Source organism: Ruegeria sp. YKSD163 (assembly GCF_059612905.1).
This window is the reverse complement of sequence record NZ_JBXWRM010000012.1, coordinates 130,236-150,153: the sequence shown is the minus strand read 5'-3', so window position 1 is coordinate 150,153 and position 19,918 is coordinate 130,236. Positions and strand designations below refer to the sequence as shown.

Here is a 19,918-nt window from a genome sequence, read left to right as displayed (position 1 = left end):
CCGTCCCCGGCGGCGTCGGCCCCATGACCATCGCCTGCCTGCTCGCCAACACCCTCACCGCATGCACTCGCGCAAACAAACTCACAGAACCAAAGGGACTTACTCCGTGAGTATCCTCTGATCAGCGATGGGCCGCTGGAAGGCGCAAGCACCGGTGGCCCTGATGCTTCGGAGCGTCAAACTGACTTGGAGCAGATTGTATTTTCTGCTGCGCATTAAACTTTATTGAACAACTTTAAGCTGTTGCTTTCTTGCTCTGCCTGACGCCAAAGCGTCGCAGTTTGTCAAAATGGACCCTTCCCGGTATTTGTCGCAGGGGGCCAGTTGCGGTATGACGGTGTTCCGCGTCAGATCAGTTCAAGCAAGTTCTTCATGATAGCCACACTGAGATCCTTTCTGAGTGCCGATAAACGGGGTCTGATCGGACCGGCCTTTGTGTTTCTATCGCTCTTGGCCAGTATCTCGGCTCCGTTCGGCGGACACAGCATGTCCTTTGTGCAGCGGTTCCTGTTCTGGCTGCTGCTCATGGGGGTCGCGGGCGGCATCGCGCACCAGAGCCATCGTCTGGTCGAGCGGCATTTGCCCGACGCGGCGCTTTTGGGCAAGGACCTGCTGATTGTCGCACTGGTCACGCTGCTTTTTACACCGGCGTTGTGGCTGTTGATTCGGCTTCTGGCGCTGCCTTCTGCCGCCGCATCGCCCGACCTGTGGAGCATGGCGCGCTATGGGACCATTTTTGCCTTGGGCCTGATCATTTTGCGTCGCGGGGTGTCGTCTTTGGGGAGCGCGTCAGAGCAACCGCCGCAACCCCGGATATATAAACGCCTGCCTGACGGGTTTTCGGAACAAATCCTCCGGTTGACCGTCCGTGATCACAGTGTCGATGTGGTGACCGACAAGGGGGTGCACACGATCCGCTCGCGGTTCGGGGATGCCATTGACGAGATGGCGCCGATCAGCGGCCATTGTACCCATCGTTCGCATTGGGTGACCGATGTGGCGATCGAGAGCGTCGAGCGCAGCGGCGGCAAGGTCCATCTGCGCCTGACCAATGGCGACCTGATCCCGGTCAGCCGCAAATACCGCCCAGCACTGGAAGAGGCGGGGATCATCTAGCAAGACTGCCTTAGCGCGGCATCGGCACGGCCACGGGGGTGGCGCCGGTGACGATGGCGAGTGCCCCGGGGCGCATCAGCCGGGCCAGCACCGGCGCATCGCTGCGCAACCCGCCGGTATAGGTGCCATAGGCGGGCATCACGATCCGGTCCTGATCGAGCAGGAAGGCGGGGCGCGACAGGCTGCGCCCGCGCAGGCGCAGCGCCGCCTTTGGGTGGTAATGGCCCGAGATCTCTCCCTGTGCTCCATCTTGCGCGATATGACGAAACAGCAGCGGCCCAAATGTCAGTTCGCGCAGATGCGTGCCGCCGATGTCCACCGGGCCGGGATCGTGGTTGCCTTCGATCCAGACCCAGCGCAGCCCGGCCTGGAGCGTGGCGATGCGCAGGCGCGCGGGTTCGGGCAGCGCGCGGGCGGCTTCGGCATCGTCGAAACTGTCGCCCAGGCAGATCACCGTCTCGGGCGCGGTGCGCTCCAGATCGGCGGAAAGCCGATCCAGCGTGTCGGCCACCTCATAGGGCGGCAGCGGGGTGCCGCCGCGCCGGGCGATGCGCTCGGATTTCCCCAGATGCAGGTCTGAAACACACAAGAGCCGCCGTTCGCCCCACCAGAGCGCGCCGGACCCCAGCGCCGTCAGCCGCGTCCCGGCAAAGGTGAAATCATACCCGTTCATGATGTGTTCTTTGCGCGGGACGTCGGGATGCGCAAGCCTTTTCAGACGGTCAGCCCGGCGTCGGCCAGCAGACGGGCGCTTTCCTCGGCCAAGAGTCGTTCTTCGGCTGCACCCTGTACCGGCACCTTGCCGACCTCCAGAAACAGCGGCGCGGCCAGCGGCGTCACCCGGTCCAGCCGCACCAGGTCGATACGGCTGCCGACCCGGGCGATCATCTCTTCGATCCGGCCGAAATCGACCAGCCCGCGCATCGCCTCGGCCCGGGTGATTTGCATCATCAGGTGGTCGGGATCGTATTTAAGCAAGGTGTCATAGAGGATGTCCGAGCTGAAGGTCGCCTGCCGCCCGGTCTTGCGCTGGCCGCCCAGATTGCGCTCGATCAGCCCGGCGATGGTGGCCGAGGCGCGAAAGGTGCGTTTCATCACCGCGTTGCCGGCCAGCCACTGATCCAACCCGGCGCGCAAGCTGTCGATTTCAAAGAGTGGCGCCGGGTCGGTTGTGGCCTCGAGCCCCCAGATCAGCACCGCGTAATCGGTGGCGACAAAGCCCAGCGGGTTCAGGCCCGTCTCCTCCATCCGTTTGGTCAGCAACAGGCCCAGCGTCTGCATCGCGTTGCGCCCGGCGAAACCATAGACGCAAAGATGCTCGCGCCCGTCCTTGGGAAAGCTTTCGACCAGCAGCCGCCCGCGTTCGGGCAGGCGCGAGACCTGGCGTTGCAGGGCCAGCCATTCGGCGGTGTGGCGCGGCAGTTGCGGCCAGTCGGCCTGCCCGAACAGGTCGAGGATACGGGCGCTGAGCTGGGTCGAGGTGGCGAATTTTGTGCCCATGAAGGTGGCGATCTTGGGCTTTTTATCGGCGCGGCGGCTGACCTCGACCACCATTTCTCGCAGGCCCTCGTACCGCACGATCTGGCCGCCGATCAGAAAGGTGTCGCCGGGGGTGAGCGAGGCGGCGAACCCTTCCTCGATCTCACCCAGCGGCTTGCCGCCGCGATTGCGCCGGAGCCGCACCTTGAGCGTATCGGTGTCCTGGATGGTGCCGATATTCTGGCGGATCCGCTGGGCACTGCGCGGGTCGCGCAATTGCCAATGCCCATCGGGGCGTTGTTGCAGGCGCTGCCAGCGGTCATAGGCGCGCAGGGCATAGCCGCCGGTGGCGCAGAACTCGAGACAGGCATCGAATTCGGATCGGGCAAGATCGGCATAAGGCCCGGCAGAGGTCATCTCGGCAAAGAGTGCATCGGCGTCGAACGGGCCGGAACAGGCGGCGATCAGGATATGCTGGCAGAGCACGTCGCGCGGGCCGGGGCCGCGCGGATCACCGTCCAGTGCGTGTGCGCGCACCGCCTCAAGCGCGGCGATGCATTCGACCACCTCGAACCGGTTGGCGGGCACCAACAGCGCCTTGGAGGGCGCGTTATAGCGATGATTGGCCCGCCCGATCCGCTGCACCAGCCGTTTGACGTTCTTGGGGGCGCCGATCTGGATCACCAGGTCCACGTCACCCCAGTCGATGCCCAGATCGAGACTGCCGGTGCAGACGATGGCGCGCAAGTCGCCCCGCACCATCGCCGCCTCAACCCGCTCGCGCTGCGCCCGGTCGAGGCTGCCGTGATGGATGCCGATGGGCAAACCTTCGTCATTGGCCAGCCACAGGTTGTGAAAGAAGATCTCGGCCTGGGCGCGGGTGTTGTGAAAGATCAGCGTCGTTTTGTGCTGCCGGATCTGATCGAGCACGGCGGGGATGGCATAGGCGGCACCACCACCCGACCAGGGCGGCATCTCTTCGGTCTCCAGCATGGCGATATCGGGGTCGGGGCCGGGATCGGCCAGCAGGATCTCGCAAGGGTCGGGGTGGCGGGCGAGGAAGCGGGCGATGGCCTGCGGGTCCTCGACCGTGGCCGACAGGCCCACCCGGCGCAGGTCGGGACAGAGGGTTTGCAGCCGCGCCAGTGCCAGCATCAGCTGGTCGCCGCGCTTGCTTTCGGCCAAGGCGTGGATTTCGTCGATCACCACGCGGCGCAGCCCGGCAAACATGCGCGTTGCATCCTCGTAGGAGGTCAGGAGCGCCAGGCTTTCCGGCGTGGTCAGCAGGATATGGGGAGGATCGGCGCGCTGGCGTTTCTTTTGCGTAGCCGAGGTGTCGCCGGTGCGATCTTCGATCCGGACGGCCAGGCCGATCTCGTCGACCGGGGTGCGCAGGTTGCGCTTGATATCGGCGGCCAGCGCCTTGAGCGGAGAGACATAGAGCGTGTGCAAGCCCTGATGCTGTCCATCTGCCAGCTCGGCCAACGTGGGGAGAAACCCGGCCATGGTCTTGCCGCCACCGGTGGGCGCAATCAACAGGGTCGCGGGGCGGTCGGCGCGATCAAACATCGCCTGTTGATGGGGATGGACGGACCAGCCCTTGGCGGTGAACCAGTCGGTGATGGGAGTGGGGAGTGCGGGCATGGCTGTGACACTAGCATCTGCCTTGTGCAAGGGAAGGGGGCGCTGCCCCCGCCGCCCTTTGGGCGACTCCCCCGAGGTATTTTCAAACAGAAGAAGGGCGCGGGCGCAGGGCTCTGATCGCGGCCTGCACGCTGCGGGGCAGGGTGGTGTCGGTGCCCGGAGGCGCGGCATCGAGCGCGCTTTCGACATCCTTGACCAGGATGCCGATCGTGTTGTCCTCGCTCAACCCGTCACGGGCGAATTCGATCTGGTCGAAATTGCTGGCGAACCAGTTCTGGCCCGAGCTGGTATGGATGAGTCGAAGCAGCGCGGCCTCGTCGAGGCCGGCGGCATCGCCCCAGTCCAGCACCAGCCGTGTCATCGCCGTATTGGCGGCGGCGAGCAGGTTGTTGAGTACCTTGGCCTGCACGCCCGAGCCATAGGGGCCCATACGGTGGAAATGGCTGCCCATCGCGTCGAAGAGCGGTTGTGCCGCATCCAGATCGGTGGGTGCGCCGCCCAGCATGAAAGAGAGCCGCGCCTCTTCGGCCGCGACCTGGGCACCGGACATGGGGGCGTCGATCAGGGCGATATGGTTCGGCACCCTAGCCCGCAGCGCGCGCACATAGCGGGGCGACAGGGTAGAGCAGAGGATGACACAATCGAGATGTTTTGCGTAAATAAGTTTCTGATCCGTAAACAATATCTGCTCAGTTTGCGCAATATCCCGGACGACGGTGATGAGAGTCTTCAAGTCTTGCGAAAATACTGCGATGTCATCGGTAATCCCGTGATCTTTGCCTGCAAAATCGCTGGATGGGCGAATGTCGAAACCTTTCGCCGGGAACCCCGCGCGTCGCAGGGCGGCCAGCATTGGCGCGCCCATGCGGCCACAGCCCGCGACCCCGATCATTTCACGATCTTCTCGTCCTTGACGAACATGTTGGCCCAGGCGCGGTCGATCAGGTCGGGGCTCATCTGATAGGGGATGCCCTCGAACTCGCAGATGGCGATCATCTGGTCGATCAGGAAGACCGGCTGATAATTGGCGTAAATGTTGTCAATGGTCGGGTATTTGACCTTGAGCAGATGCACCAGCGCCTTTTCGTCCAGCGGTACACCCTTCTTGCGGGCGACCATGGCGAAGATTTTCAGGAAGTTTTCCTGGTTCGGGCCGTCGATCTTGATCTTGAAGAAGATCCGCCGCAGCGCCGCCTGGTCAAAGATCTCGTTGGGGTGGAAGTTGGTCGAGAAGATCACCAGCGTGTCGAAGGGGACCTCGAATTTCTCGCCCGATTGCAGGCCCAGGATGTCCTTGCCCTCTTCCAACGGCACGATCCAGCGGTTGATGATCGCCTGCGGAGGCTCGGCTTGGCGGCCAAGGTCGTCGATGATGAAGATGCCGCCGGTGGATTTCAGCTGCAAGGGCGCCTGATAGGTGCGCGCGGTGGGGTTGTAGACCAGATCAAGCATCGACAGCGACAGTTCGCCCCCGGTGATCACGGTGGGGCGCTCGCACATCACATACCGGCTGTCAAAGCGGGCGCGGCGGCGCAACTGGGTCGGGTCGTCGGGCTCCTGTTCCACGGCGGTGTGCACGATCGGGTCATAGACGGTAATGACCTGGCCGGAATATTCGATGGCGCGCGGCACATAGACATTGTCGCCCAAGGCGTCGCGGATGCCGTTCGAGATCGAGGATTTGCCGTTGCCGGGCGGGCCATACATCAGGATCGAGCGGCCGGCGCTGACGGCGGGGCCGAGATGGCCCAGCAGGCTGTCGGGCAGCACCAGGTGGCCCATCGCGCGGACCAGTTGATCGCGGGTGACCTGGATATTGCGGATCGACTGGCGTTTCACCTGCTCACGGTAAACCTCGAGCGGGACCGGCATCGCGCCGAAATATTCAGATTGGCTGAGCGCGTCGAGCGCGCGCGACTTGCCCGCATCGGTCAGCTGATAGCCCATCTCGTTGCCGCTGTTGGCGTTGAGTGTCCCGGTCGCCTCGAGCAGTTTCTGGCCGCGCGCCATGTCGATCAGTTCCTGTGTCACCGACAGGGGCAGACAGATCGCCTCGGCGATCTCGCGAGCGGTTTCCACATTCTTGCGGAACACGGTCTTCAACAGGATGTCCCGCATCATGACGATGGGCAGCTGCATCTCGGCGATGCCCTTGGGCGCGGGAGGGGCGATCACGGCGGTGGGTTGCATATTCATCGGAGTGCCTGCGGTGCTTCTGGTGACATGTCTGCGGGGGACCCGCATGGCGCCGAAAGTGATGTAACAATGTGGCAGCACAAGGGCGCCGGAAGGGAGTTTGAAGGGTCAGCCGCCCTCAAGCCCCCCAGGCCACGCCAAGCGCCAGATAGGTGGCCAGCCACAGGCCCAGCGCCAGGCCCATTGGGAACTTCTTGCCGCTGTCCCAGCTTTTCCAGTCAGGGGCAAAGCGTCTGAGACCGCTGTATTTGGCGATGCGATGGGTTGCAAAGGCCCCCAACAGGCTGGCCGCGAGGATCGCCATGGCAAGGATCAGGTCGGCGGTCCAGACAAAGGGCGCGGCGGCGGCCAGGAACTTGGCATCGCCTGCGCCCATGGCGCCAGCGGCATTGAATGCGATCCCCAGCAGCAGGATCAGCGGCAGGTGCAGCAATTGCCAGACATAGGTGGGCAGGGCCATGGGGATCGGGCCGATCCGACCCGACACCCAGTCGCTGGTGAAAGGCGGATAGGCGATCAGGCCGATCGCCACAAAGATCGCGGCCAGGGCCACGACGGCGTGGTTCCGGATCTTCAACTCGGCCAGATCGGTATAAGCGACATAGAGGCAGATCGGCAGTGCGAAGGGCAGAAACCACATTGCCGCATAGGCGGGGAGGGCCATCGGCTCAGCCGGTTTCCAGCGCCCGAAGCGAGCGTACCGCGTCTTCGAAATGCTGCGGGTGGGTGTCGATCGCCTCGCGCAACAGGCCCTTGCCGGTTGTTATGTCACCTTGTTTGACCGCTGACAGAGCCATTGTATGCAACAGCTGGGCGCGCTCGGTCTGGGTCATCGGTACGACCGGCAGCGTATAGTTGCGCTGGGCACTGCGGGCCAGAACCAGATTGTTCTTGGCGGTGAACAGGTTGCCGTCCTGGCGGATGGCGTCGCCGAACAGGCGTTCGGCCTCGGCAAAATCGCCGCGGGTCAGCTTGGAATAGCCCCAGTTGTTCATCACGCCCGCGGGACGAGTGGTCAGGCCAACGGCAATCTCGTAGAAGGTATCGGCGTTTTTCCATTCCTGATTGGAATCCGCCACCATCGCCTCGAGCCGATAGCGCTTGAAGGTCTCGTGGGTGGGCGGCACGGTATCCAGGACCTGCTCGGCCCGGTCCCATTCGTTGTTGCGGATCAACGCATCGGCCAGATCCACAGAGTCATCGGGTGCCGCGCCATCCATCTTGACCACGCGGTTCCAGGCGGCGACCGCTTCGGTGTTGCGGTTGGCACGGGTCAGCGATTTGGCAAGGCCGCGTTGCAGGTCGACCCGGTCAGGATTGTCCTTTGCGGCACGCTGGAAGTAGTCAACCGCCTCGTTGGGGTCGGCCACGGTCAGCATCACGTCGTTCAGATTGGTTTCGTCGACGACATTCACGTCCTGAAACGCACGCTCGACGGTTTCATCCGCGTTGTCGGAACAGGCCGATAGGGTCAGGCCACCTGCCAGCATGACCGGAACCAGGATAAAGTGGCGCATTTTTGCGTCCTTCTTGCTGCTCTTGCCCTCTATGGCGTCTTGCGGATCAAGAAGTCTCCTTGCCCCCGCTGCACCAATTTGAATTCTTCTTTTTGTTCAGTATTAATAGCAGGATTTTCGGATTTTGCGAGCGCAATCCGCAGATTGTTCCGGATTGAGTCACTTTCGCCATTGTCCAGCGCATAGGCCTTGCGAAAGACGGCTGTCGCTTCGGCGATCTCGCCTTTTTCCATCAGCAGAACGCCCAGATTGTTCCAGGCTTCGGGCCAGTCGGGGGCCTCTTCGACGGCGCGGCGCAGCATGGTTTCCGATTGCCCCAGCCGCCCCAGGCCCAGATTGGCGGTGCCGATGCCGGTCAGGATCTCGGTGGTCATGCCCTCGTCCAGCGCGGCACGGGTAAAGGCGTCGAGCGCCAGTTCGTATTCGCCGGCGGCCATCAGGCGTTGGCCCACTTCGACACCGCTGACCGCCTGCTTGCGGTGATCCACGCCGGGTGGGAAGGGGCTGTCAGGCAGGGCGATGTCGTCGTTTCTTGTGCAAGAGGCCACCGTCACCACGGTGACGATGGCCCATGCGAGAACAAGCCTTGGCGGCCGGGTCGGCGCAGCCGATGATGTCATGTCGTCATTTGCTCATGTTGCCAAGTTCCATGATGCCTTTGGCCGAGGGACCCACAAGGATGATCAGCAGCGGCGGAACCGTCAGCATCATTGTGGCAAGGGTCATTTTGGTTGGCAACTTGTTTGCGGCCTCTTCCGCGCGCATCACGCGCTTGTCCCGCATCTCGCCGGCATAGACGCGCAGCGCCTCGGCGATCGAGGTCCCGAATTGCGACGACTGGATCATCACGGTCACGAAAGAGGACACATCGACCACGCCGCAGCGGGTGCCCATGTCGCGCAGAACCTTGTCCTTTTCCTTGCCCGCTTTCATCTCGTGGGCGACCACCTCGAATTCGTCCGCCAGATCGGGATACGAGGCCCGCAACTCCTTTGAGACGCGCACGATGGACTGGTCGAGCGACTGGCCCGCCTCGACGCAGACCAACAACATGTCAAGCGCGTCGGGAAAGGCACGGGTGATGTTTTCCTTGCGTGTATCGACCCGCCGGGTGATCCAGTAGCGTGGCAGGAAATAGGCAACACCGCCCGGACCCAGAACACGGATCAGCATGGCCTGGCCATCCAGATCCTTGTCCGCTTCGATGACGAAGACATAGAGCACGCCAAGCAGAAGGCCCACCAGACCCAGCGCCATCTGCGCAAAGTGGAAGAAGCGCACGGCGTCCTTGGACTGATAGCCGGCCTGGCGCAGTTTGAGCTGCATCGCGGAAAGCTCGTCGGCGTCTTGCGGTTCCAGGAAAGTGGCAAAACGTTGCAGCTGTTCGTTGCGCCCGCTCTGGCGCAACTGCTCTTTCTTGGGTTTGGCGACCGTTTTGGGATTCATGTCGCGCTTGAGCTTTTTCAGTGGGTCCTCGGGCTGGCTCATCAGCAACGGAACCGCCAGAAGGACCATGAACAGGCCCAGCACGCCAACCACGATCAGAGGACCGAACTCGCCCAGGTGCTCGGTCAGGAAAGTATTGATCTGGCTCAGGATTTCCATGATGCTCTCCTCAGACCTTGATATTGGTCAGCATGCGCATGACGAACAGGTTGGCGGTCAGCAGGACCCCGACGACGAAACAGGCGGGAATGAACAGCGGGTGGTCCATCACCCCGTCGTAATAGCCCGGATCGTTGAACAGGATGACCATCAGCGCGACCAGCGGGAAGGCGGACAGGAACTTGCCCGACCATTGCGCTTCGGCGGTGATCGCCTTGACGCGCCGGAACAGGCGAAAGCGGGCACGGATCACCTTGGCCAGGCCGGCCAGAACCTCGGCCAGGTTGCCGCCCGATTGCTGCTGGATGGTGACCGCAACCGAGAGGAAGCGCAAATCCTGCATGTCGAGCCGCTCGGCCATTTCCTTGAGCGCCTCGCCCACTTCGCGGCCATAGGCGGCCTCATCGGCGATGATGCCGAACTCGGTGGCGATCGGATCCTCGGATTCCTTGGCCACGATCTGGATGGCCGAGACCAGCGGGTGCCCGACCCGGAGCGAGCGCACCATCAGTTCGACCGAGTCGGGGAGCTGCTCTTCGATCATGCTCAGCCGTTTCTTGGCTTTCTGATTGACCCAGAGATAGACGGCGGCGATGCCAATCGCGACCGAGATGGCGGCGCGCAGCTTGACCTCGGTTTGGGTGCCGACGCTGAGACCGACAAAGGCGATACCCGCCAGCAGCGCCATGATCATGATCAGCTGCCGGGGGGTAAAGGCGATGGCCGCCTTTTGCGCCTTTTCCGCCAAGAGCGAATAAAGCGGGATCGACTTCGACTTCATGTGCTGCTGCATCTCCTTGCGGAGCTGCTCCAGCACCTGTTCGCGACCGGCGCCCTTGTCCAGCATTTCCAGCCGGCGGTTTACCCTGCTGTTGAGGCTGATGGATTTCCCGAAAGCGACAAGATAAAGACCCTCGACCAGGACCAGGACCCCGACGAAGATCAGGCCGTAGATGATCGGTTCTGCACTGAGTTGCATCGTTTTGATCCTTACATCGTGGTCGGTTCATAGATCGACGGCGGCAGATCATAGCCCCACATGCGGAAGCGCTCCGAGAAATGGCTGCGCACGCCGGTGGCGGTGAAATGGCCGATAATCTTGTTGTCGGGGGTCAGGCCCACCCGCTGATAGCGGAAGATTTCCTGCATCGAGATGACGTCGCCCTCCATCCCGGTAATCTCGGTGATCGAGGTCATGCGACGGCTGCCGTCCTGAAGGCGGCTGGCCTGCACGATCAGGTTGACGGCGCTGGCGATCTGGCTGCGCACGGCCTTGATGGGCATCTCGATACCGGCCATGGCGATCATGTTCTCCAGACGGCTGACACCGTCACGGGCGCTGTTCGCGTGGATCGTGGTCATCGAACCGTCATGGCCGGTGTTCATGGCCTGGAGCATGTCGATGACTTCCTCGCCGCGGGTCTCGCCGACGATGATGCGGTCGGGGCGCATCCGAAGCGCGTTCTTCAGACAGTCGCGGGGGGAAACCTCGCCCTTACCCTCGACGTTTGGCGGGCGGCTTTCCATCCGGCCCACATGAATCTGCTGCAGCTGGAGTTCGGCCGTATCCTCGATTGTCAGAATGCGTTCGGCATTGTCGATGAAACTCGACAGCGCGTTCAGCGTTGTGGTCTTGCCCGATCCGGTACCGCCCGAGACGATCACGTTCAGCCGGGTGGCGACGGCGGCCTGAAGATAGGCGGCCATCTCCTCGGTAAAGGCGCCGAATTTCACCAGGTCGTCGATGCCCAGCTTGTCCTTCTTGAATTTCCGGATCGACACCAGCGAGCCGTCCACCGCGATCGGCGGCACCATCGCATTGAAACGCGAACCATCGGCGAGGCGGGCGTCGACATAGGGATTGGATTCATCGACACGCCGGCCGACCGCGCTGACGATCTTGTCGATGATCCGCAGCAGGTGGCGTTCGTCTTTGAATGTGATGTCGGTCAGTTGCAGCTTGCCCGAACGTTCGACAAAAATCTGCTGCGGCCCGTTCACCAGGATATCGTTGACCGTATCGTCCTGAAGCAGGGTTTCCAACGGTCCCAGACCGGTGACCTCGTCATACAGCTCCTTGTTGAGCTGCATGCGGTCCTCGCGGTTCAGTACCACGCCTTTGTTTTCTAGTATCTCGCTGGTGATGGCGGTAATTTCAGCGCGCAGTTCTGCCTCGGCGGCGTGTTCCAGCGCCGACAGGTTGAGATTCTCCAGCAGATCGCGATGGAGCTCTATCTTGAGCTCGCTCAGCCGCTCCTTGCGCTTGCGGTCCCGGTCCTGCGGAGCCGCCTCGGCCGCCTGTTTCTGGATCGGTTTGCGCAGGCTGGCGACGGGCGCCGGTTCGACCTTGGCGATGGGCGCTTCGGCTTTCTTGGTGGCCAGGGCGGCCACCGGCATTGCCTTGTCGGTCTTTTTATATCTCGAAAACACGGTCGACCCCCTCTTCTATGGTGTTCAGGCTGCCTTGACGTCGCTGCGCCCCAATTCGTGCAGCGATTGCGCCAGTTTCGCGATTTCGCGGCGTAGTGGATTCTTGGGCGCCGAGGTTGCCAGCGGCAGACCGTGATCGGCGCCCTGGGTGACCTGTTTGCCACCATCGGGCAGTTGCAGGTCGATCGAGATGCCCAGGGATTCCCCCATCCGTTTGACCCGACTCTTGCCGCTGAGATCGGTGAATTTAGGCGCTTTGTTCAGGGCAAAGCGCAATTTGTTGAAAGGCAGGTCCTCGGATTGCAACGCGCGCTTCATCCGCAGCGCGTTCTGGGCCGAGCGCATGTCCAGCTCGATCATCGCGAAATAGACATGGGCGGCCTGAAGGATCGTCTCGGACCATTGCACCAGCGTTTTGGGCATGTCGACGATGACATAATCGAAATGCGCGCGCGCCATTTCGATCACCCGCTGGATGTCCTCGGGTGTCAGAATGTCGAGTGGCACCATGTCCGACGGCGCGGTAAGCACCTGCAACTTGTCCTCGAAGCTCAAGAGTGCCTGACCGAACACCTCTTCGTCCATGCTTTCGGTTTCCGAAAGCATCTCGAACACCGCCTCGCGGCGGGGCAGGTCCAGATAGGTCGAGACAGAGCCGTATTGCAGGTCGAAATCCAGAAGACAGACGCTTGGCGCATCGTCGCCGCCGATATTGGCCAGCTCCCAGGCCAGATTCACCGCCAAGGTGGTTGATCCGGTACCGCCGGCCAGCCCATGCACAACGATCAACGCCCCCTCGCGCGCGGCGCCCTTGTTCAGGTGCGCGGTGTTATGATGGGCCTGAGTTTGTTCGGGTTCGGGCTTGTTCAGCCGGTCGATGGCCGATTGCAGTTCGCGTTCGGGCAGGGGATAGGGTACGAATTCGTCCGCCCCCTTGCGCAACAGCTGATGCAGCGAGGCCGGGGTGACGTCTTCGGCGATCAGAATGACCTTGATACCGCGCGCCTTGGCCTGGGTGATGATTTCACCCATAAGCACCAGATTGTCTTCGTCATCGGCGTCGATCGCCAGGGCGATGAATTCAAGTGAGTCGGATTCGGGCTGACCGAAGAAGGCCAGCGCCTCGGCAAAACCCAGGTCGCCCCAGCCTTCGCCCATCGCGGCTTCCATGTCCTCGATCAGAAGATCGAAATTCTGCACGTCCCGGCTGACGGTACAGGCCAGGATCGGCATTGTTTCGGGTTGCGGCATTGCGCTGCTCATTGCCTTTTTCCTCTTTACGGGGGCGGGGCAACAAGACGGTGTCCGTTCTGCCTTCACCCGCATGCGACCGGGAATCTGGTCGCACGTCACCTATTGGAAGCAATGTCGCGGGTAAGTTGGGCGAGATTTGGGCCGAAAAGAACCAATTGTAGGGAATGGGGCGACTATGCCGCCCGATTCCACTTATTGTTCGAAGGCGCTGGAGGTGGTGTCGATCTCGATCGAGGTTTTGGGCTCAGCGCTCTTGATGTATTCGCGATAGACAACTTGGGCATATTTGCCGTCCAGGATGTTCTGATGCCCATCGACAAAGCCCGAGACCTGGGTGACCGTGCGCCGGTTGCGGCGTTCCCGCTCCGAGGTGGGCACCAGCGGCTGCGTTTCGCCATAAGAGACCATCGCTTCGAGCCGGTTCCGGCTGATGCCGCGGCTGGCAAAGAACGACACGACCGCGCGCGCGCGACGCATCCCCAGGCTCTTGTTATAGCCCGAGGACCCGACCGCGTCGGTGTGGCCGTAGACTCGGAATCGCACCTCGGGGAACTGCCGGATCCAATCCGCCTGAAGGGTCAGGACCTGTTGGGCAGTGGCGTCCAGCTCGGCGCTGTCAAAGGCAAAGTTGATCTGGGTCGGGACCTCGCGGGCAAAGCGGTCCGCCAGGGTCTGCGCATAGCTGCGCTCGCCGTTCATCATCTGGGTATTGTTCAGCGTTGCGTTGCCGAACGTGCCCGAATCGACCTGATAGCCCGCTTCGAGACCGCAGGCTGAAAGCGTTCCGGCCAGCCCAAGGCACATCATCCAGTTCCGCATCGGTCCCATCCCCTGATCACTCCAAGACATAGCCATAAGAGCCGCTGAAATCCTGTCGCGCGACCTCGGAGGCAGCGCCGCTACGGGCCCGCTGGGTCCGGGTGGTTTTGCCACGCAGGAACAGATCGCTCTCGGTGGGCGGCTTGACCCGATCGGTCGGCAGCGCCAATGCCTCGCCCCGCGTGGGCGAGACCAGATGCGCGGTGATGATGATCACCAGCTCGGTCTGCGAGCGCTGATAGTTTGCACTGCGGAACAGGGCACCCAGCACCGGCACGTCGCCGATCCAGGGTAGTTGCGAGTTGTTGTCCAGAAACTCGTCCTCGATCAGACCGGCGATTGCAAAGCTCTCGCCATCCTTGAGTTCGACGGTGGTCGAGGTTTCGCGGCGTTGGAACGCGGCGATTTCGAATCCGTTCACGGTTACCGAATTGTTGGGATCAAGCGACGAGACCGCTGCAAGCAGTTCGAGATTGATCAGATCGCCATCGACGACACGGGGGATGAATGCCATCTCGACGCCAAAGGGCTTGTACTCGACCGTGAACAAGCCGTCGCGCTGGGCCACCGGGATCGGATATTCGCCACCTGCTAGGAACTTGGCCTCTTGCCCAGACAGGGCCGAAAGGTTCGGTTCGGCCAGTGTTCGCACCACGCCCTTGCGCTCCAACGCCTCGAGCAGCAGCCGCACCTGGGTCGATCCGGCGCTGAACCCGAACAGGATCGCACCGGTATTGTCGTTCAGGACCGGGATGTTGCCGTTGATCGCGTTGGTCAGGCTTCCCGAGTTGTTCAGCGTGTTCAGGCCGCCGACGGCATTGCCGCCGCTGAAGCCAAGCGAGGCGCTGAGCGATTTCGAGACCGAGCGCTGCATCTCGGCGAAACGCACCTTGAGCATGACCTGCTGCACGCCGGCCACGCTCATCAGGTTCGAAACCCGTTCGGGCGCATAGCGTTCGGCCAGGTCAAGCGCCCGTTGCAAACGCGCGGCGCTGGAGGCGGTGCCCGACAGCACGATACCGTCATTGGCGGTGCGCACCTCGATCTTCTCGTTGGGCAGGATCTGTTTGAGACGTTCCTTGAACTCGGCCACGTCGAACGAGACCCGCACGTTCACATTGGTGATAAGCCGCCCACCCGCGTCGAACAGGCTGAGTGTTGTCAGGCCCGGCGATTTGCCCAGAACATAGATGGTACGGTCGGACAGCGAAGAGATATCCGCGATCCCGGCATTGGCAATCGAAAGCTCGGCAAAGGGCGTTTCGCTTTCAACCACGATGGCCCGGTTCATGGGAACATCGAGAGTTTCGGCGGTGCCTTGTTTGACCACGCGCAGGTCCTGAGCTTGCGACATGCCCGCGATCGGGCTGCACGCAAGGACGAGCCCTGTCAGGGCCGCTTTGATGAAACCATCAATTTTCATGTGACCTGCCTTTCCGATCACGCCTCTGAACCGGGTCTTGACGCCCGATGTTTGGGTCACTTTGCGCGACTTGATGCTTTTTTGCAAGAATCAATGCTTTTGGGCGCCTTATTGATGTGTGGATTGAGCAACAAGCAAGAAGGACCGCCCCTTGCGGTGCGGCCCTTCCTTTTGCAACCTGCGCAGATCGACACATCAATTCGTGCAGGGGATCGGGATGTCGACAACCTCGGCCCCGCGACGGGTGCGGATGGTGCAGACCTTCTCTTCGACCTTTTCGGGGGCGGCTTCGAGCGCACCGAGACCCAGCAGCATACGCTGATCCACCTCGACCGCAGAAGCGATGGTATCGTCATCGGCGCCGACCAGCGCGAGGGTCAGGCGTCCGGTTGTCTGCGCCTGGGCCAGCGCGGCCACCTGCTGGGGCAGGGCGGCGACGGTGACCGTGCGGGCGATATTGGCGCCAGTCACGTCACCCCCCGCGATCTGGTCGATTGCGACAATCTGGATATTGGTCTGAATCAGGCGGGTAATCTCTCCCTGCATGCCTTCCAGCGGGCCGGTTCCGCCTGACATGCCTCCGGTCCAGTAGACATCGACCCGGTCACCCGGACGCAGGAAACCGGACACGCCGCTGGTGACGTCGACCTTGATGGCAAAGGCGCGCATGCCGCGCGATAGTTGCGAGGTCAGCCCGGCATCCTCGCCGGGTTTGGTGACCTTGACGGCCATGATCGCCTCATCCTTCTCCATCGCGCGCAGGACGTAGCGATTGTCCTCCTGACGCTCGGGGAACAGGGTGGCGGCATCCAGGAATGTGCCTTCGGGGATTGCGTTCTCGGGCCATTTGACCGCGCGCACGTCCTCTTTGGTCAGCCGTTCGCCATAGCGCAGCGGGCGCGAGGCCACATAGACCGTCTTTGTAGGCACGATCTGTGCCCGTGCCTGCCGCTCACGCGCCAGTTCGCTTTGATAGGCGGAAATATAGTTGCGGGCCATCATGACCGCGCCCCCGGCAAGTGCGATCCCCACGATCAGGACCAGTCCGAATACTGCTCGCATCTTGTCACCTCTCTTCTGTTCCGCTCGCCCGGCGTCGGCCATTCTGGCCGGGCACGGGCGATCTGAAACAAATCTTGCGCTTCAAATATGTCATTCTGAGGGTCAAAGGGCGCCCCTACAGCGTCTTTGACAGACAATTGAAGCTTGTTTTTCTGCGCATTTGTCTCGAAACGGTCTTTGCCGCCAGTTCAGAACCCGGCGTCCACGTTGACCGAACCAATTGTGGTCGAAACGGCTGTGGATACATCCCCGGTCGGACCGTTGATCGCCGAATAGGCGATACCGGCCAGGGAAACCACCGCAGCAGTCAGAACCACCCAGTCCACCGTGACGGCGCCGTCTTCCTCTTTTGCAAAGAGCATCCAGCTAATCAGCATGGTAGTGCCTCCGTCGCATCGGATTCAGGAAAAAGGGCCACGCCTTGGGTAAAGACGCGGCCCCGATCTGCTGTAGTCAGCCAGGCTATTACAGGCCGGTATCCGGCGTCACGGTGCCCAGCTCGGTGTTGATGGCGGTCGACAGCGTGCTGGTACCGGTCGAGATGCCGTTGTAGGCAACTGCGGCCAGGGCCACGACTGCTGCGGTCAGCACGACCCAGTCAACGGTCACTGCGCCATCTTCGTCTTTGCGGAAGTTTTTGAAGAATTTGATCATGGTTAGTCCCTCCTAAGGATCACAAGAGTGTTTCTCAACCTCGCCGTCCGTCTGAACCTGCTCTCTCTCGTTGGCTCATGTCCGTCGCGGTATGGGTGTATATTTGCCGGTCAGCCGTGGCAGGATTTGGGCCAAAACTCGGATTTCTTTGCCAGATTTTAATTTTTCTAGCGGAATTTCACTAACTCTTTGTTTTGTAACGGTAAAAAAAGAAAAATTTTTAGTTACCCCCGGTAGGGCCGATGCAAAACCGCATCAAATATGGCGAAATCGCCTTATTTGGGTGGTTTTTTCGGTGTTGAAAGGGTCTTTTGCACCGTAGAGTCGTGAAAAAACATATCTAGAGGCGAGCAGATGGCCCTCAGATACATCACTCTGATTGCGGCGGTGGCCGTTCTTGCGGTCGTGGGCGAGTCGCACGCGGAAAGCCCCGTGCCGCTGCCCGAGGTCAAGTTCAAGCGGGTGCGCGCACCCGCGCCGGGGGCGCCCCCCCGCGTGGATGTCCAGATCTCGGCCGAAGAGCACGCCCGCGCGCCGGTTTCCGGGCGGCAGAAGCCGGTTGCGGAGGACGATATCGTCACCGCGGCGGCCGCGCCCGTGCCTGACGCAGCGGGCGCCGCCGGCCGTTATGCGTGGTTCTGGGACAAGATATCTCCGGCGCTTGGTCCCGACCGACCCCGCCAGTTGGAGGATATGCTGAGCGCGCTATCCGCCGGCGGGGTGGATGCGCCGCGCCTTCAGGCCTTGCAGGATATCGCGCGGGCACAAGGCATCTCGATTCTGCGCTCGACGGTGGGAACCGAGGTTTCGCCAGCGCTGGTGCTGGCGGTGATCGCGGTGGAATCGGCGGGGCGGGCCGATGCTGTCAGCGGTGCGGGCGCGCAGGGTCTCATGCAGCTGATGCCGGATACCGCGGCCCGGTTCGGGGTCAATGACAGCCTTTTGCCGGATGACAATATCGCGGGCGGCGTGCGCTATCTGAACTGGCTGATGAAGGAATTCGGGCGCGACCCGGTTCTGGTGCTTGCCGGATACAACGCGGGCGAGGGCGCGGTGCGCAAACACGAAGGCGTGCCGCCCTATGCCGAGACCCGCGATTACGTGCCCAAGGTGCTAGCCGCCTATCAGGTTGCGCGCGGGCTCTGCGCCACACCGCCAGAACTGATCACCGACGGTTGCGTGTTCACCGCCATGCAATAGAAAAACCCGCCCCGGTTGCGGGGGCGGGTTGGTGATCCCAAGAAGAGACCCGGTCAATCGACCAGCGTCGCCTCGGTCGCGGCGCGCATCTCTGCCTCGGTCACGCCATCGGCCAGTTCGACGATCCGCAATCCGCCATCGACTACGTCGAGTACGCCGAGGTTGGTGATGATGCGGTCGACCACGCCCTTGCCGGTCAGCGGCAGGGTGCATTCCTTGAGCACTTTCGATTCGCCGTGCTTGTTGGTGTGATCCATCACAACCACCACGCGACCAACGCCCGCCACCAGGTCCATGGCGCCGCCCATGCCCTTGACCAGCTTGCCGGGGATCATCCAGTTGGCCAGATCGCCCTTTTCGTCCACTTCCATCGCGCCCAGGATCGCAGCGGCGATCTTGCCGCCCCGGATCATCGCAAAGGATGTGGCGCTGTCGAAATAGGCGGTACGGGCCAGTTCGGTGATGGTCTGCTTGCCGGCATTGATCAGGTCCGGGTCCTCGTCGCCCTCATAAGGGAAGGGGCCCATGCCCAGCATGCCGTTTTCCGATTGCAGGGTGATGTCCTTGTCGCCCACATAGTTGGCCACCAGCGTCGGGATCCCGATGCCGAGGTTCACATACATGCCGTCTTCAAGCTCTTCTGCCGCGCGCGCGGCCATCTGATTGCGGTCCCAGGGCATGGCTCAAGCCTCCTCACGTTTGCGGGTGGTGCGCTGTTCGATGCGCTTTTCATGCTCGCCCTGAATGATGCGATGCACATAGATGCCGGGCAGGTGGATGCAATCGGGGTCCAGCTCGCCGCGCGGAACGATTTCCTCGACCTCGGCGATGCAGATCTTGCCGCAGGTGGCCGCGGGCACGTTGAAATTGCGCGCGGTCTTGCGGAACACCAGGTTGCCTGTGTCATCGGCCTTCCAGGCCTTGATGATCGACAGGTCGGCAAAGATACCCTCTTCGAGGATATAGGTCTCGCCGTTGAAGTCCTTGTGCTCCTTGCCATCGGCGATGACGGTGCCGACGCCGGTCTTGGTATAGAAGCCGGGGATGCCCGCACCACCGGCGCGCATGCGCTCGGCCAGGGTGCCTTGGGGATTGAATTCCAGCTCCAGCTCGCCGCTCAGGTATTGCCGCATGAATTCGGCGTTTTCGCCGACATACGAGCTGATCATTTTCTTGACCTGCTTGGTTTGCAGCAGGATGCCGATGCCGAAATCGTCGACACCCGCATTGTTCGAGGCAAAGGTCAGATCCTTGGCGCCCGACTCCTTGATGGCCTGCAACAGCAGCTCGGGAATGCCGCACAGGCCGAAACCGCCCGCCGCGATCAGCATGCCGTCCTGCAGCAGACCGTCGAGCGCCTCGGTGGCGTTGGCATAGATTTTTTTCATGGAAACTCCCCCAATGACTTGGTGATTGCGCCGGTTTTGCCGCCGCGTCAGCGCGGAGTCAATGACGGGTTCCGGGGGATGGTATTTCTACGGAATGGCACGGGCCGGGGCGGCGGAACCGCCCCGGCCGG

General features: G+C 62.1%; 20 protein-coding genes and 1 pseudogene. 3 read left to right on the top strand and 18 right to left on the bottom strand.

The genetic code is table 11. The features are described 5' to 3' along the window. Together AC2FNA_RS16530 and AC2FNA_RS16525 are read left to right on the top strand one after the other, a co-directional pair. A pseudogene (locus tag AC2FNA_RS16530) lies at positions 1–110 on the top strand (bifunctional methylenetetrahydrofolate dehydrogenase/methenyltetrahydrofolate cyclohydrolase); the annotation flags it as partial. 262 nt (positions 111–372) lie between these two features. Next, a complete protein-coding gene (locus AC2FNA_RS16525) occupies positions 373–1,116 on the top strand; it encodes a LytTR family DNA-binding domain-containing protein (protein WP_496828378.1) in 744 nt (247 codons plus the stop codon). A gap of 10 nt (positions 1,117–1,126) precedes the next feature. Here the strand turns inward: AC2FNA_RS16525 and pdeM are convergent, their stop codons facing one another. The 16 genes from pdeM to AC2FNA_RS16445 form a co-directional block, all read right to left on the bottom strand. Beyond that, positions 1,127–1,789, bottom strand: a complete 663-nt coding sequence (gene pdeM, locus AC2FNA_RS16520) for a ligase-associated DNA damage response endonuclease PdeM (RefSeq protein ID WP_496828376.1) — start codon at positions 1,787–1,789, stop codon at positions 1,127–1,129. A gap of 41 nt (positions 1,790–1,830) precedes the next feature. Further along, positions 1,831–4,239: a ligase-associated DNA damage response DEXH box helicase gene (locus tag AC2FNA_RS16515; RefSeq protein WP_496828374.1), complete on the bottom strand. Its 2,409-nt coding sequence runs from the start codon at positions 4,237–4,239 to the stop codon at positions 1,831–1,833. Positions 4,240–4,321: 82 nt separating this feature from the next. Further along, positions 4,322–5,131, bottom strand: coding sequence for an NAD(P)-dependent oxidoreductase (locus AC2FNA_RS16510; protein WP_496828372.1), 810 nt, complete (start codon positions 5,129–5,131; stop codon positions 4,322–4,324). Further along, positions 5,128–6,435: a DUF8689 domain-containing protein gene (locus AC2FNA_RS16505; RefSeq protein ID WP_496828370.1), complete on the bottom strand. Its 1,308-nt coding sequence runs from the start codon at positions 6,433–6,435 to the stop codon at positions 5,128–5,130. The genes AC2FNA_RS16510 and AC2FNA_RS16505 overlap by 4 nt, the downstream gene beginning before the upstream one ends. Positions 6,436–6,553: 118 nt before the next feature. Then, the gene (locus AC2FNA_RS16500) at positions 6,554–7,099 is read right to left on the bottom strand and encodes a hypothetical protein (RefSeq protein WP_496828368.1); all 546 of its coding nucleotides are present in this window, start codon (positions 7,097–7,099) and stop codon (positions 6,554–6,556) included. Positions 7,100–7,103: 4 nt separating this feature from the next. After that, on the bottom strand, positions 7,104–7,952 hold the full coding sequence (locus AC2FNA_RS16495) for a tetratricopeptide repeat protein (RefSeq protein WP_496828366.1): 849 nt from the start codon (positions 7,950–7,952) through the stop codon (positions 7,104–7,106). A 29-nt stretch (positions 7,953–7,981) separates the two neighbouring features. Beyond that, positions 7,982–8,572: a tetratricopeptide repeat protein gene (locus AC2FNA_RS16490; RefSeq protein ID WP_496828364.1), complete on the bottom strand. Its 591-nt coding sequence runs from the start codon at positions 8,570–8,572 to the stop codon at positions 7,982–7,984. A gap of 4 nt (positions 8,573–8,576) precedes the next feature. Next, entirely contained in the window at positions 8,577–9,557 is a 981-nt protein-coding gene (locus AC2FNA_RS16485) for a type II secretion system F family protein (RefSeq protein ID WP_234144677.1), read from the bottom strand. 10 nt (positions 9,558–9,567) lie between these two features. Next, entirely contained in the window at positions 9,568–10,536 is a 969-nt protein-coding gene (locus tag AC2FNA_RS16480; protein WP_496828361.1) for a type II secretion system F family protein, read from the bottom strand. Positions 10,537–10,547: 11 nt separating this feature from the next. Beyond that, positions 10,548–11,987 carry a TadA family conjugal transfer-associated ATPase gene (locus AC2FNA_RS16475; protein WP_496828359.1) on the bottom strand — a complete coding sequence of 480 codons (1,440 nt, stop codon included), beginning with the start codon at positions 11,985–11,987 and terminating at the stop codon, positions 10,548–10,550. Between the two features lie 24 nt (positions 11,988–12,011). Next, on the bottom strand, positions 12,012–13,250 hold the full coding sequence (locus tag AC2FNA_RS16470) for a CpaE/TadZ family protein (protein ID WP_496828357.1): 1,239 nt from the start codon (positions 13,248–13,250) through the stop codon (positions 12,012–12,014). A 183-nt stretch (positions 13,251–13,433) separates the two neighbouring features. Beyond that, positions 13,434–14,060 carry an OmpA family protein gene (locus AC2FNA_RS16465; protein WP_496828355.1) on the bottom strand — a complete coding sequence of 209 codons (627 nt, stop codon included), beginning with the start codon at positions 14,058–14,060 and terminating at the stop codon, positions 13,434–13,436. 16 nt (positions 14,061–14,076) lie between these two features. After that, entirely contained in the window at positions 14,077–15,483 is a 1,407-nt protein-coding gene (locus tag AC2FNA_RS16460) for a type II and III secretion system protein family protein (protein ID WP_234144682.1), read from the bottom strand. A gap of 195 nt (positions 15,484–15,678) precedes the next feature. Then, complete coding sequence (gene cpaB / locus AC2FNA_RS16455; RefSeq protein WP_234222098.1) at positions 15,679–16,545, bottom strand: Flp pilus assembly protein CpaB; 867 nt, start codon at positions 16,543–16,545, stop codon at positions 15,679–15,681. A 188-nt stretch (positions 16,546–16,733) separates the two neighbouring features. Then, positions 16,734–16,922: a hypothetical protein gene (locus AC2FNA_RS16450; protein ID WP_496828353.1), complete on the bottom strand. Its 189-nt coding sequence runs from the start codon at positions 16,920–16,922 to the stop codon at positions 16,734–16,736. An 88-nt stretch (positions 16,923–17,010) separates the two neighbouring features. Beyond that, entirely contained in the window at positions 17,011–17,199 is a 189-nt protein-coding gene (locus AC2FNA_RS16445; RefSeq protein WP_496828351.1) for a hypothetical protein, read from the bottom strand. A gap of 354 nt (positions 17,200–17,553) precedes the next feature. On the opposite strand from AC2FNA_RS16445, the gene AC2FNA_RS16440 reads away from it, so the two are divergent. Continuing rightward, on the top strand, positions 17,554–18,399 hold the full coding sequence (locus AC2FNA_RS16440) for a lytic transglycosylase domain-containing protein (RefSeq protein ID WP_496828349.1): 846 nt from the start codon (positions 17,554–17,556) through the stop codon (positions 18,397–18,399). Positions 18,400–18,452: 53 nt separating this feature from the next. Here AC2FNA_RS16440 and AC2FNA_RS16435 read toward each other — a convergent pair whose 3' ends face one another. Together AC2FNA_RS16435 and AC2FNA_RS16430 are read right to left on the bottom strand one after the other, a co-directional pair. After that, positions 18,453–19,079, bottom strand: a complete 627-nt coding sequence (locus AC2FNA_RS16435) for a 3-oxoacid CoA-transferase subunit B (RefSeq protein WP_496828347.1) — start codon at positions 19,077–19,079, stop codon at positions 18,453–18,455. Between the two features lie 3 nt (positions 19,080–19,082). Further along, positions 19,083–19,787 (bottom strand): CoA transferase subunit A, encoded by a 705-nt coding sequence (locus tag AC2FNA_RS16430; protein WP_496828345.1) that lies wholly within the window; start codon positions 19,785–19,787, stop codon positions 19,083–19,085. Positions 19,788–19,918 lie beyond the last annotated feature (131 nt).